The organism is Streptomyces violaceoruber (assembly GCF_033406955.1).
Classification (GTDB): Bacteria; Actinomycetota; Actinomycetes; order Streptomycetales; family Streptomycetaceae; genus Streptomyces; species Streptomyces violaceoruber.
In genome coordinates, this window is sequence record NZ_CP137734.1 from 728,105 (window position 1) to 741,600 (window position 13,496).

11 protein-coding genes are annotated in these 13,496 nt (G+C 71.7%); 5 read left to right on the forward strand and 6 right to left on the reverse strand.

Annotated elements, in window-relative coordinates; genetic code table 11:
- Window positions 1–17: 17 nt before the first annotated feature.
- From R2E43_RS03485 to R2E43_RS03505, 5 genes are all read right to left on the reverse strand, one after another.
- Window positions 18–2,789 carry a helix-turn-helix transcriptional regulator gene (locus R2E43_RS03485; RefSeq protein WP_011031451.1) on the reverse strand — a complete coding sequence of 924 codons (2,772 nt, stop codon included), beginning with the start codon at window positions 2,787–2,789 and terminating at the stop codon, window positions 18–20.
- Between the two features lie 234 nt (window positions 2,790–3,023).
- A complete protein-coding gene (locus R2E43_RS03490) occupies window positions 3,024–3,365 on the reverse strand; it encodes a hypothetical protein (protein ID WP_011031450.1) in 342 nt (113 codons plus the stop codon).
- A 105-nt stretch (window positions 3,366–3,470) separates the two neighbouring features.
- Complete coding sequence (locus R2E43_RS03495; protein WP_003972011.1) at window positions 3,471–4,190, reverse strand: alpha/beta fold hydrolase; 720 nt, start codon at window positions 4,188–4,190, stop codon at window positions 3,471–3,473.
- Window positions 4,191–4,208: 18 nt separating this feature from the next.
- Window positions 4,209–5,159: an alpha/beta hydrolase gene (locus tag R2E43_RS03500; protein ID WP_003972012.1), complete on the reverse strand. Its 951-nt coding sequence runs from the start codon at window positions 5,157–5,159 to the stop codon at window positions 4,209–4,211.
- Window positions 5,160–5,259: 100 nt separating this feature from the next.
- On the reverse strand, window positions 5,260–6,048 hold the full coding sequence (locus tag R2E43_RS03505; protein ID WP_011031449.1) for a DUF427 domain-containing protein: 789 nt from the start codon (window positions 6,046–6,048) through the stop codon (window positions 5,260–5,262).
- Window positions 6,049–6,350: 302 nt separating this feature from the next.
- Here R2E43_RS03505 and R2E43_RS03510 point away from each other — a divergent pair, with 302 nt between their 5' ends.
- The 3 genes from R2E43_RS03510 to R2E43_RS03520 all read left to right on the forward strand — a co-directional run bounded on the left by R2E43_RS03510 (window position 6,351) and on the right by R2E43_RS03520 (window position 9,006).
- A complete protein-coding gene (locus R2E43_RS03510) occupies window positions 6,351–6,821 on the forward strand; it encodes a carboxymuconolactone decarboxylase family protein (RefSeq protein ID WP_003972014.1) in 471 nt (156 codons plus the stop codon).
- A gap of 115 nt (window positions 6,822–6,936) precedes the next feature.
- Entirely contained in the window at window positions 6,937–8,472 is a 1,536-nt protein-coding gene (locus tag R2E43_RS03515; RefSeq protein ID WP_332055899.1) for an MFS transporter, read from the forward strand.
- A gap of 45 nt (window positions 8,473–8,517) precedes the next feature.
- Window positions 8,518–9,006, forward strand: coding sequence for a cupin domain-containing protein (locus R2E43_RS03520; RefSeq protein ID WP_193487040.1), 489 nt, complete (start codon window positions 8,518–8,520; stop codon window positions 9,004–9,006).
- Window positions 9,007–9,125: 119 nt separating this feature from the next.
- On the opposite strand, the gene R2E43_RS03525 is transcribed toward R2E43_RS03520, so the two are convergent.
- Window positions 9,126–9,578, reverse strand: a complete 453-nt coding sequence (locus tag R2E43_RS03525) for a cupin domain-containing protein (protein WP_003972017.1) — start codon at window positions 9,576–9,578, stop codon at window positions 9,126–9,128.
- 278 nt (window positions 9,579–9,856) lie between these two features.
- Between R2E43_RS03525 and R2E43_RS03530 the strand changes: the two genes are divergently transcribed.
- Window positions 9,857–10,597: an SDR family oxidoreductase gene (locus tag R2E43_RS03530; RefSeq protein ID WP_003972018.1), complete on the forward strand. Its 741-nt coding sequence runs from the start codon at window positions 9,857–9,859 to the stop codon at window positions 10,595–10,597.
- A 116-nt stretch (window positions 10,598–10,713) separates the two neighbouring features.
- Window positions 10,714–13,401, forward strand: coding sequence for a pyruvate dehydrogenase (acetyl-transferring), homodimeric type (aceE, locus tag R2E43_RS03535; RefSeq protein ID WP_332055900.1), 2,688 nt, complete (start codon window positions 10,714–10,716; stop codon window positions 13,399–13,401).
- The last annotated feature ends 95 nt before the right edge of the window (window positions 13,402–13,496 follow it).

Here is a 13,496-nt window from a genome sequence, read left to right on the forward strand (position 1 = left end):
GGCCTTCGCCCGGCGGGTCAGGGCGCGGTCGCCATCGCCTCCAACCGCACCGAGTCGATCTCCTTGCGGGAAGAGACGCCGAGTTTCACGAAGACCTTGCGCAGATGCCATTCGACCGTGTGCGGGCTGAGGAAGAGCCGCGCGCCGATCTCCGGGTTGGTGAAGCCTCCCTGCACGAGCCGGGCGATCTCGACCTCCTTCGCGGTGAGCACCGCGGTCTCCGCCGTGGCCCGGCCGCGCACCTTGACGCCTACGGCCTTCAACTCACGTCGGGCGCGTTCCGCGAACGCCTCGGCCCCGGCGGCGTCGAGCATCTCGTGCGCCTCGCTCAGGCGGGTACGCGCCTGCGCCCGGCGCCGTTCCAGGCGCAGCCACTCACCGTGCCGAAGCCGTGCCCGGGCGCTGTCCATCCGGACCCCGGCCGTGTCGAGCCGCTCGATCGCTTCCCGGTGCAGGGCGTCGGCCGTCTCTCCCTCGCTCACCAGGGCGCGCGCGGCGGCGGAGGTGCCGAGCGCCCAGGGGGTGCCGCTGACCTGGGCCATCTCCTCAATCGTGCGTACGGCCTCGGCGGCCCTCTCGGTACGCCCGAGGCGCACGGCCGCTTCGACGAGTTCGACCCGGGACTGGAGGGACAGGCCCATCTCCTGCGGGTTCTCACAGCCCCGCTCGGCCGCGGCGTAGGCCTCCTCGTACCTGCCGAGACCGTTGTAGAGGACGGCGGCGGCCCATTGGGTGGCCGTCGTCACCTTGCCCTCCCCGCGCAGGAGGCGGTCCTGGGTGAGGGTCTCGATCGCTTGCCGGGTGGCCGGCTCCCGCCCTCGGAAGGGCTCCAGGACGAGTGCGCCGTAGTGGGCGAAGAAGCTGCTGCCCGTGGCTTCGCCGATCGCGCTCGCCTCCACGGTCAGGGAGGCCGCCCCGCGCAGGTCGCCGGCGAACACCCGGTTCGACAGGCGCAGCAGGAGGGCCGAGGGCAGCACGGCGAGCGCTCCGTTCTCGCGGGCGAGGTCGACCAGCCGCGCCGACAGCTCGGACCAGGCGGCGAAGTCCCAGGTGTTGTGCGCCATGCGGCACGCGAAGGGCAGCCAGCCCAGGCCGTCCTCCGCAGAGAACTCCCCTTCCCGGAACGCCGCCACGGCGTCCAGGAGGACCGGCGCGCCCGCCGCGTAGCCCTCGGTCACCACCCGGGCGAGACCGGTCAGGAGGCGGGTCTCCCGGCTCTCGGTGCCGGTGTGGCCCGGCGTGCTGAGCACCGCGTCGGCGACGTCACGGACCCCGCCCGTGGCCAGCCGGCCCGCGGTCAGGGCCGCGTAGATCGCGTCCCGGTACGTCTGGTCGGCGAGTGCGGGGTCGAACGGCTGGAGCCGCTTCGCCGCTTCGAGCAGCAGCGGCAGTCCGGCGCTGGCGCTCTTGGCCGCCGACATGATCTGCCCGCGCAGCAGGGTCGCGCGGCCGGCTCCGGCCTCGTCGAGATGACTCAGCTCCGCCGCGTCGACCAGTTCCCTCGCGGTGTCGTAAGCGCCCGCCTGGTACTTCGCCCGCGCCGCGGCCAGTGCCCTGGCGCCGCGGCGCACCGGATCGGGGGTCAACGCGGTGGCTCGGTCCAGGAAGGCCGCCGCCGCGGCGACACCACCGCGCGCGTGCGCTCGCCCGGCGGAGCCCTCCAGTTCGGCGGCGACGTTCTCGTCCGGGCCCGTCGCCGCACTGGCGAGGTGCCAGACACGGCGTTCGGGATAGAGCGTGGCGTCGATCGACTCGGCCAGGGCCGCGTGCACGCGCCGGCGTTCCTCGAGCCCGACGGCGCGGTACGCCGCGGAGCGCACCAGTGGGTGGCGGAAGCGGACCCAGGTGCCGAGGGTCATCAGACCCGACGCCTCGGCTTCGGTCGCGGCGCGGTCCACGTCGATGCCGAGGCGTTCGGCGGCGCTCCGCAGCAGGGACACGTCACCGACCGGTTCGGTGGCGGCGATGAGGAGCAACTGCTGCGTCTGCGCGGAGAGGGACCGGATGCGGCGGAGGAAACCCGCCTCGATCCGGCCGGACAGGGGGCGGCTCTCCGGTACGCCGAATCCCCCGGCCATCTCCAGGAGGGTCAGGCCGCGCGGCAGCTCCACCAGGGCCAGCGGGTTGCCTCGCGTCTCGGCGACGATGCGGTCCCGTACCCGCTGGTCGAGCGGGCCGGTGACGACCGAGTCGAGGAGCTCGCGGGACTCGCGCTCGCCGAGTCCGCGCACGGCCAGCTCCGGAAGGTCTGCGAGCACCTCGCGCGAGCCGGATTCGCGGACGGCCAGGACCAGCAGGACAGGTTCGGCGAGCAGCCGTCGGGCGACGAACTCCAGCGTCTGGGCGGAGACGCGGTCCAGCCACTGCGCGTCGTCGACCATGCACAGCAACGGCTCGTCACCGACGGCGGCGGCGAGGAGGCTCAACGTGGCCAGGCCGACCAGGAATCGGTCGGGAGCGTCCCCGACCTGCATTCCGAAAGCCGTGCGCAAGGCGTTGCGCTGCGGCTCGGGGAGACTCTCCAAGTGGGAGAGCAGAGGTGCGCAGAGCTGGTGCAGCCCGGCGTAGGAGAGCTCCATCTCGGACTGCACGCCGACCGCTCTGACCACGCGGCACCCGGTGGCCCCATCGAGCAGGTGGTTCAGCAGCTCGGTCTTGCCGATGCCCGCCTCACCGCGTACCACCAGTACTCCGCTGCGGCCCGCTCTGGCCTGCGCGAGGAGGTCGTCGAGGACCTTGCACTCGTCCTGCCGCCCGATGAGCTCGGTCCCTGCGCCGTCCCTCACCATGGCAGCCTCCCGGCTGTCACGATACCCCGGCGTTTCACTTTCCGTAGGCCTGTCTGAAACTGATTGCCGAGGCTCGCGCGCAGGTGCTCGGCAACCGGGGTCCTGATGCCCCCGCCTGCGCCCTCTCCGCCTTCTGCCGCGTGCGCGTCTTCCCGGCATCGCGTTCCGGCCGGGGCGCACTGGCCGGAAGCCGCCGCTACGGATCCCGCGGTGGTCCGGTGCGGCGTCGGTCGATCAGGTCATCGATCCCACGACGACCGCCGTGCACACGAAGATCGTCAGACCGATCGCGGTCATGGCGATCATCGTGCCTCGCAGCCAGCGGCCGAACCGGAGTCGGTGTGCCGCCTCGGCCGCGCCGATGCGCTCCTCGATGTGCTCGGTCACCATGCGGGCGACGTACTTCTGTTCCTCCAGATACCACCGCTCCAGGTCCATCCGCTGCCCGTGGGTCAGCCCGTCGGCCCTCGCCGCGAAGGCGGACACCCGCCGACGCGCGGCACTGAGGTGCGCCTCGCGGTACAGAAACGCCTGTATGTCGGCCAGCCCGCGAGCGGCCTGCTTGCTCGTGTCCATGAGGTACTCCCGTGTCACTCCGGTCGGGTCGTGACGCGGCGCCGCGGTGGGCGCGGTGCCGGTGGGCCGCCGGTCCCCCCGGGGGCGGTGGCGGCCCACCGCCGCTCAGCCGGTCGCCTGCGCCGCCTCGTTGATCAGCCGGGCGACGTCGCCCGGACGCGACACGCTGACCGCGTGGGAAGCGGTGACGTGCACCACCGTGGCCTTCGCGCGCTCGGCCATGTACGTCTGCACCTGGGCCGGGATGTTACGGTCCTCGGCGGCCACGAGGACCCAGGACGGGATGTCCTTCCAGGCCGGGGCCGAGGCGCCCTCCGCCAGCGCGGCGTCGGCCACGGGCCTCTGGGTGGCCGCCATGACCGCCGTGGTCTCCTCCGGGACGTCGGCGGCGAACTGCTGGTGGAACCTGCTCTGCTCGATGTAGAGGTCCGCGGCCCGGCCGCCGCCGGGGAGCGTGACCGGCACCGGGCGGAGCGTCTCCCCGAGGGTGCTGCCCGGGAACTTGCCGGACAGGTCGACCGCGCTCTCGCCCTCGTCCGGCAGGAACGCCGCGACGAACACGAGAGCCTTGACGTGGCCGAGTCCCGTCGCGGCGTTGCTGATGACCGAGCCGCCGTAGGAGTGCCCGACGAGGACCACGGGCCCGTCGATGGACTCCAGGAGCTGTCTGACGTACGCGCTGTCCTCGGTCAGCCCGCGCAGCGGATTGCTCGCGGCCACCACCGGGTAGTCGTGCGACCGGAGTTTCCGGACGACGCCGTTCCAGCTGGACGAGTCCGCGAACGCGCCGTGCACGAGGACGATGGTCGGTTTCTGTGCGCTCATGAGAGTGGCCCTTCCGGATCAGTCGGTGCCGAGGGCACTGCGCAGAACGTGGATCGCCTGCTCGATCGCCGCGGTGGAGGCCTGCGTTCCGCGGACCGGGTTCAGCATCATGAAGTCGTGCAGGCTGGCGTTGTAGCGGACGCTCGTGGTCGGCACCCCGGCCTGGATCAGCTTGCGGGCGTAGGCCTCGCCCTCGTCGCGCAGCACGTCGTTCTCGTCGACCACGACGAACGCCGGCGGCAGCCCCTGGAGGTCCTCCGGGGTGGCGCGCAGCGGCGAGGCCGTGATCTGGTCCCGCTCCGCCGGATCGGGGGCGTAGGCGTTCCAGAACCACTCCATGGCCTTCGCGGTCAGGTGCGGTCCGTGCGCGAAGAGCCGGTAGCTCTCGGTGTCCTGCCCGGCGTCGGTGACGGGGTAGTAGAGGGACTGGTGCAGGAAGGTCACGTCACCGCGCCGCTTGGCCATGTGGGTGAGGGCGGCGCTCATGTTGCCGCCGACGGAGTCACCGGCGACGACCATGCGGGAGCCGTCCAGGCCTTCCTCGGCGCCCTTGGTGGTGACCCACTGCGCGGTGGCGTAGGCCTGCTCGATGGCGACGGGGTACTTCGCCTCCGGGGAGCGGTCGTACTCGACGAAGACCACGGCCGCCTCCGCGCCCACGGCCAGCTCCCGCACCAGACGGTCGTGGGTGCCGGCGTTCCCGAGGATCCAGCCGCCGCCGTGCACGTAGAGGACGACGGGCAGCACGCCGGTGGTGCCGGCGGGCTTGACGATGCGCACCCGCACGTCGCCGACCTCGACGGGCACGGTGATCCACTTCTCGTCCACGTCCGGCTTCTCCACCGGACCGGACTGGACGTCGTCGAGCAGCTTGCGGGCTCCCTCGACACCGAGTTCGTACAGCAACGGCGGCTTGGCGGTGGCGTCGGCGAAGTCCTGCGCGGCGGGTTCGAGAACGATGTCGCTCATGGTCGCTCCTTGCGGTGATGAGGCTTTTGGATGGCTTTCCACCTCATGAGACCGCGTGAGGAGCCGATGTGTGACGTGTCGAGCCCCCACGACGGCTTCGCTAGTCGGCGGCCACCTGGGTGGGATCCACCGGCTTCGGCAGCAGGAAGCCGTCGACGTACAGATCGACGTGCTCGTTGTAGAACGCGGTCAGCCCGGCGATGCGGTTGGCGTGGATGGTCGGGAAGTCGTACGTCCAGGCGATGTCCTCGTGGGCGCCGGTTTCGCCGTCGAACGACCAGTAGTCGCTCGTCGTTCCCTTGTAGGGGCACCGGGTCACCGTGTCGGAGTGCCGCAGCCGGGTCCAGTCGATGTTCATGGGGTCGAGGTAGTACCGGGTCGGCAGACCGGTCTCGAACAGCTTCACGCATCCGGAGGCCTCAGCCAGCACGACGCCGTCCACCTCTACTCGGACGGTGCTGCGCGAACGCAGCGCGTCCACGCGCGAGTACGGGCTCCGCGGATGGACGAAGACCGGCTCGTCCTCCTCGAACCAGGCGTCCAGCGCCTCCCATTCGAAACGCACCGTGTCACGCAGGGCTTCGGGGGAGCCCTCCCCCCAGACCCAGGCCGCCCCCGCACGGACCTCCGGGCCGACCCTCAGCGTGTGGCGGTGAGCGGGCCCGGCACCGAGTTGCTCGGTGTGCTTGTCGTCGTCGAGCACACCCTCCACCAGGTCCTCGACCGGGATGCTGAACTGCGGGTACGCCTGCCACTCCCACACGTACAGCGCTCGGCGGGTGTCGAAGGCGACACGCCCCCCGACCAGCCCCCGGATACGGCGGGGTACGGGCTCAACGTGTCCGATCGGGACGATGAGACTCGGGTGCAGGACGCTCTCGGTAGCCATGGTGATCACCTTGGGTTTCGCTGATGGTGCGCTCGCCGTGCCCGGTGCCCGGGAAGACGGCGCCGACTCGGGCCGACGGCCCGGTCCACGCGTTCGATGCTATCGCCCGCACCCGGTGACCACACCGTATGCGGGCTGTGGTGCGCCATTCTTCACACGGTGTGCCCAGGGATGTGTCATGCCTTGCGGACTCCGAGGCCGGGGAACGGAAGGTGCCGTGCGCGCGGGCGGAATCGGTTGTCACAGAACGCGCGGGCACCCGGTCAATGGTCCGTAACCGTTCCCCCTAGAGGAGATACGTCATGGACGCGCGCATCAACTACTTCGGCAATGCCCTCGCGGGCAAGGTCATGAAGCACCTGAACTCGGCCGGAGCGGCGGTCCAGGCTGCTCTGCCGGTCGCCACTCAGGAACTGGTCAAGATCCGGGCCAGTCAGATCAACGGCTGCGGCTTCTGCACGGACATGCACACCAAGGACGCCGCCGCTGCGGGCGAGGACCAGCAGCGCCTGAACCTGGTCGCCGTGTGGCGCGAGGCCACGGTCTTCTCCGACGCCGAGCGCGCGGCCCTGGCGGTGACCGAGGAGGGGACCCGCATCGCGGACGCCTCCGGCGGTGTCTCGGACGAGGTGTGGGCCGAGGCCGCGAAGCACTACGACGAGGACCAGCTCGCCGCGCTGATCTCGCTGATCGCCGTGATCAACGCCTACAACCGGATCAACGTCATCAACCAGCAGCCCGCGGGTGGTTACAAGCCCGGCATGTTCGGCTGACGCAGCCGCTCCGGCCGGGCGGCAGCTCGGCCGGACGCGTACCGTCCGTCGCCTGCTCACCCCGACCCCCGAGCAGGCGACGGACCGCTCGGGCAACGCGACCCCAGGACTCGACATGACCCACTCCCCCGCTCCCGAGAGCACCGCTCCCCTCCGCATCGCCGGCGCCCGGGGGCGGTGGACCCTGCTGGCCACCGTCCTGGGCTCGGGCGTCGTACTGCTCGGCTCGACCGTCACCAACATCGCGCTCCCACGCATCGGACAGGACTTCGACGCAGATCTCGGCGTCCTCCAGTGGACGGTGAACGCCTACATGCTGACCCTGGCGGGACTCATCCTGCTGGGCGGTTCCCTGGGTGACCGGTTCGGGCGGCGTCGCATCTTCGTCCTGGGCCTGGTGTGGTTCGCGGTCGCCTCGCTGCTGTGCGCCCTGGCTCCGGACACCACCACGCTCATCGCCGCCCGGGCCCTGCAGGGTGTCGGCGGCGCGCTGCTCACGCCCGGTTCACTGGCGATCATCGAGGCCTCCTTCCATCCGGACGACCGGCCGCGCGCGATCGGCCTGTGGTCCGGATTCGGCGGTATCGGCGCCGCCCTGGGGCCCTTTGTGGGTGGGTGGCTGGTGGACGGGCCCGGCTGGCGCTGGACCTTCGTGCTGAGCGCCGTCCCGGCGCTGCTGTGCGTCCCCGTCGCCCTGCGCCATGTGCCGGAGTCCGTAGGCGCGCCACGCAAGGAAGCAGGCGCCACGGCCGGCGCGACCGCCCGGCGCGGGGTCGGCTTCGACGTTCCGGGCGCCGTGCTCGGAGCTGTGGCCCTGGCGCTGGTCACCTACGCGTTGACGGAGGCGCGCGACGGCGGGGCCCTGGCCGTCGCCGTGGCCGTCGGCGGTGTCGTCGCGGGGGCCGTGTTCCTCCGCGTCGAACGGCGCAGCGGCGATCCCATGATGCCGCTGGCGATCTTCTCCTCCCGGCAGTTCACCGCCGTCAACGTGATCACCCTGTGCATCTACGCGGGGACGGGCGGGTTCTTCTTCCTGACCGCGCTGCAACTGCAGATCGTCGTCGGGTACTCGGCGCTGGCCGCCGGGGCGGCGATGCTGCCGAACACCGTGCTGATGCTGCTGTTCTCGTCCCACGCCGGGACGCTCGCCCAGCGCCTGGGGCCACGGGCCCCGCTCACCGTCGGCCCGCTGGTGTGCGGAGCGGGGATGCTGCTGATGCTGCGGGTCGGTCCGGGCGCGTCCTACGTCCAGGACGTCCTCCCGGCCCTCCTGGTGATGGGCGCCGGCATGGTCGTCATGGTCGCCCCCCTGACCGTGACCCTGCTCGCCTCGGTCGACGCCTCGAACGCCGGGCTGGCCAGCGGCATCAACAACGCCGCGGCCCGGGCGGCGGGACTGGTGTCCGTCGCGGCGCTCCCGCTGCTGGTCGGGATGGGCCCGGAAGCCTACCGGTCGGACGCGGCCTTCGACGCCTCGTTCGGCCGGGCCATGCCGCTGTGCGCGGTCCTGCTCGCCGTCGGCGCGTCGGTCGCTTTCGGCACGCTGCGGCGGTCCGCCACCGGCCCTCGTCCGGCGCACGGGCACATCCACGGCTGGCTGACGGAACCGCCGCTGGCGTCCCGCTTCGCCCATCGTCAAGCCGTCAAATGACAACCGGCGCCCGGCACAGCGCCGGCCGTTCGAAAGGAACCAGACATGTCGTACCCGGAGCAGAAGTACTGGGGTGAGGACGGCGAGGTCAGCGCCGTCTTCCGGCCGGCCACCACACCGCCGAACCTGGGTGAGAGCGGTACCGGAAAGGACGCCACCCACTATCTGGCCACCACGGCCACCACACGGGGCGAGTTCGGGCTGTACCGGGTCGAGATGCGGCCCCGGGCGGGCGGCCCGAAGACCCATTTCCACAAGCGGATCTCGGAGTCCTTCTTCATCCTGGACGGGACCGTGCGCGTCTTCGACGGTGTGCGGTGGGTCGACGCCCGCAAGGGTGACTTCCTGCACGTCCCCCAGGGCGGGCTGCACGCCTTCCGCAACGACTCCGACGCACCGGCCGACATGCTGCTGCTGTTCACCCCGGGCGCCCCGCGCGAGGAGTACTTCGAGCAGGTCTCCCAGCTGGGGCACGCTTCCGAGGAGGAGCGTGCCGCGTTCTTCGACCGGCACGACTCGTACTTCGTGGAGTAGGAGCAGGGGCAGGAGCGGGAGCCATGGAAACCGCACAACGACGGGGCCCCGCATCCGTGACCTCCCGGCCTGGCCGGTGTCACGGGTGCGGGGCCCCGTCGCGAGTGCCCGACCGAGGGTCAGGCGGTGGGCCGGGGTGCGCGCAGGTGGGCGCGCTCCTTCAGCTCCGCCTCGTCGACCAGTTCGAGCATGGGCTTGCCGGGCGCGCACATCATCGTGACGACGAACTCCGTCTTCTCGTCGCTGAGCGCGTTGCCGTCCTGGTAGTGGATGGCGTCGCCGCCCGGCTCCCAGAAGGTACCGCCGGCCTCGACCACACGCTCGGGCTCACCCTCCAGTTCGAAGCGGACGGCGCCCTTGATGACGTAACCGAACGCCGGGCCGGAGTGGCGGTGCGGCGGGGTGCCGGGGTCACCGGGCTCCCACTCGACGTGGATGGTCATCGCCGAGGCGCCCTCGGGGACGACGACCGGCGAGGCGTCCTGGATCATCTTCGCCGCGCGGGTCCAGCTGGGACCGTCCGCGTCGCCGGTTCCGTGTCCGTGGTGGGCGTGCTGTGCATTCTCCGACATCGAGTCGCACCTTCCGTGGTTTCGCCGTGACGGGCGGCACATCGTCCGCCGTCACGGGGTCGTCTCCGGTCGTGATGACCGCTCGCCCTCCTGACCGGACACCGTGCGCGTCTGTGACACCGCGCCACGCCGGTCGGGGGCCGAGCCCCGGCCGCACGGTGTCACACGAAGGACTCGCGTTCTGTCTAGGTGAGACGGGCACGTTGGCACTTCGGCATCCGCCACCGTCCGCCCGGAACACCCAGCGGGGTCATCGGCCCCCGACGGAGGAGACGCAGATGAGAGTCGTCGTTGCAGGTGCCACCGGACTGATCGGTTCCCGGACCGTCGCGCGGCTCCGGGACCACGGGGTGGAGGTCGTCCCCGTCTCGCGCGGGGAAGGAGTCGACGTCAGCACCGGCCAAGGCCTGGACCGGGCGCTGCGCGGCGCCGAAGTGGTCGTGGACGTCACCGACGCGCCCTCCCGGCGGCAGGAGACCAGCACCGCGTTCTTCACCACCGCGACGGGCAACGTCCTCAAGGCGGCCGCCGCCGCGGACGTCGAACACTACGTGGCGCTGTCGGTGGTGGGCGCCGACCGGATCGGGTCGGGCTACTTCCGGGCCAAGGCGGCGCAGGAGGACTTGGCACGCCACACCACCGTGCCGTACTCGGTGGTGCGCGCCACACCGTTCCACGAGTCCGTGGAGGCCGCCGCCGCGGCCGGCACCCGGCCCGACGGCGTGCACGTGCCGCCGCTGTCGCTGCGGCCCGTCTCGGCGGACGACGTCGCCGCGGCCGTCGCCCATGTCGCTGTCGGGCTCCCCCAGTTCGGCGTGGTCGAGACAGCCGGGCCCGAGGAGCTCCGGCTGGAGGACCTCACGGCCGAAGTGCTCAACTTCCTCGGCCGGCCCGGCCCGGTGATCACCGACTCGCTGGCCCCGTTCTTCGGCGCGGTGCTCGAGGAGCGGGACCTGCTTCCCGGGCCGGACGCCCGGCTGGGCCATCACACGTTCACCCAGTGGCTCAAGAGCCGCTGACCCCGCCGGGCGGCGCAGCCCGTCGCCCGGATCTCCCCCTCAGACCTGTCGCGCCGCGACACCCACCGTGTCCGCGGCCGGTGTCGCCGACACCACGCCGTGAAAAGAAGGCTGCCATGAGTGATCCCTCCCGGCCGACCGAGAACCCTGTGATCAGTGAGCTGGACCAACTGCCCGACCGCGACCGCGAGGAGACCGCCGAGTGGCGGGCCTCCCTCGACGCCGTCGTGCGCAACGCGGGGCCGGAACGGGCGGTGTACCTGATGCGGCGGGTGCACGAGTTCGCCGCGAGTACGGGCATGTCCCTGCCGGGGCTGCTGCACTCCGACTACATCAACACCGTCCCCGCCGCCGCGCAGCCGGAGTTCGACGGTGATCTGGAGATGGAGTCCAGGATCACCGCGCTCAACCGGTGGAACGCGGCGGCGATGGTCACCCGCGGCGCGCGCCTCGGACTGGGCGGTCACATCTCCACCTACGCGTCGGCGGCCTGGCTCTACGAGATCGGCTTCCACCACTTCTTCCGGGGCAAGGACGCCGACGGCTCCGGCGACCAGCTCTTCGTCCAGGGACACGCCTCCCCCGGCATCTACGCCCGGGTCTTCCTGGAGGGGCGGCTGAGCGAGAGCCAGCTGGACTCCTTCCGCCGGGAGGCCGGCGGTCATGGACTGCCGTCCTATCCGCACCCCCGGCGGCTGCCGTGGCTGTGGGAGTTCCCGACGGTCTCCATGGGACTGGGCCCCCTCAGCGCCGTCTACCAGGCCCGCTTCAACCGCTATCTGCACGCCCGCGGCATCAAGGACACCTCCACCTCACGGGTGTGGGCGTTCCTGGGCGACGGGGAGATGGACGAACCGGAGTCGACGGCCGCCCTGACCCTGGCCTCCCGCGAGAACCTGGACAACCTCACCTTCGTCATCAACTGCAACCTCCAGCGCCTGGACGGCCCGGTACGGTCCAACTCGAAGATCGTGCAGGAACTGGAGGCACGGTTCCGGGGCGCGGGCTGGAACGTGGTCAAGACGCTCTGGGGCGAGGCCTGGGACCCGCTGCTGGCGCAGGACACCACCGGCGACCTGGTACGGCGCCTGGGCGAGGTGCCCGACGCCCAGATGCAGACGCTCGCCGCGCGGGACGCGGCCTACATACGCAAGCACTTCTTCACGGGTGACGCCCTGTCGGCGCTCTCCGCCTCCCTGAGCGACGCGCGGGTGGTCGAGCTGTTCGAGAACTCGCGGGGCGGACACGAGCCGTTGAAGGTGTACGCCGCCTACCGGGCCGCCGTCGAGCACCGGGGCGCCCCGACGGTGGTCCTCGCCCAGACGGTGAAGGGCCACACGCTGGGCCCGGCGTTCGAGTCGCGCAACGCCAACCACCAGATGAAGAAGCTCACGATGGAGCAGTTCCGTGCCATGCGCGACCTGCTGGAGCTGCCCATCCCCGACAGCGCGCTGGCCGGCGACCAGGTGCCGTTCTGGCACCCAGGGCAGGACTCGCCCGAGGTGCGTTACCTGCACGAACGCCGGGCCGCGCTGGGCGGGCCCGCGCCCGTGCGCCGGGTGGTCGCCAAGCCGCTGCCGGAACCGCCCGCCAAGCCCTTCGAGGACCTGGAGAAGGGGTCCGGCCACCAGGAGATGGCCACCACGATGGCACTGGTCCGGCTGGTCAAGGACCTCATGCGCGACCCGCGCAGCGGGGCCCGCTGGGTGCCGATCGTCCCCGACGAGGCCCGCACCTTCGGCATGGAGTCGATGTTCCCCACCGCCGGCATCTACTCGCCGCAGGGCCAGACCTACGACCCGGTCGACGCGGACCAACTGCTCCACTACCTGGAGAGCACGACCGGGCAGCTGCTCATCGAGGGCATCACCGAGGCCGGTTCCGTCGCCGAGTTCGCCGCCGCCGCGACGTCGTACGCCACGCACGGCGAACCCATGATCCCCTTCTACATCTTCTACGCCATGTTCGGTTTCCAGCGGACCGGCGACCAGTTCTGGGCGCTCGGCGACCAGATGGGCCGCGGCTTCGTGGTCGGCGGCACCGCCGGGCGCACGACGATGACCGGCGAGGGCCTCCAGCACGGGGACGGCCACTCGCACCTGCTCGCCGCCACCAATCCGGCGGCCGTCAGCTACGACCCGGCGTTCGCCTACGAGATCGCGGTCATCGTCCGGGACGGTCTGCGCCGCATGTACGGCGAGCGGCCCGAGAACGTCTTCTACTACCTGACCGTGTACAACGAGCCCAAGCACCAGCCCGCCATGCCGCCGGTTCCCGGCATCGAGGAGGGCATCGTCCGGGGCATCTACCGGTTCCGGCCCGCCGAGGCGCCCGCGGCCGGGCCCCGGCTCCAGCTGCTCGCCTCCGGTACGGCGATCCACTGGGTCCTGCGCGCACAGGAGCTGCTCGCCTCCGACTGGGGCGTGCACGCCGACGTGTGGTCGGTGACGTCCTGGACGGAGCTGCGCCGGGACGCGATGCGTGCCGACGACGCCCGGACGCGGGGCGAGGAACGCACCCCCTTCGTCACTCGGGCCCTGTCCGGGGCGCCGGGGCCGGTGCTGGCCGTCAGCGACTGGATGCGGCAGGTGCCCGACCAGATCAGCCAGTGGGTCGAGCAGGACTACTACTCCCTGGGAACCGACGGTTTCGGGCTGTCCGACACCCGTGAGGACGTGCGCCGCTACTTCCGGGTGGACGCCGAGTCGATCGTGGTGACCGCGCTGGACCGTCTGGCCCGTGCGGGCCAGGTCCCGCCGGAGACCGTCGCGCGGGCCCGCGCGCAGTACGGCCTCGGCCGCTGAACCGCCGTAGGAGGCGACCCCTACCGCCCGTGTCGTCCGACGCGGGCCGTGCACGACAGGTCCGGCCGGGCCAGGCGCCCCGTCGTTCCGTGAGG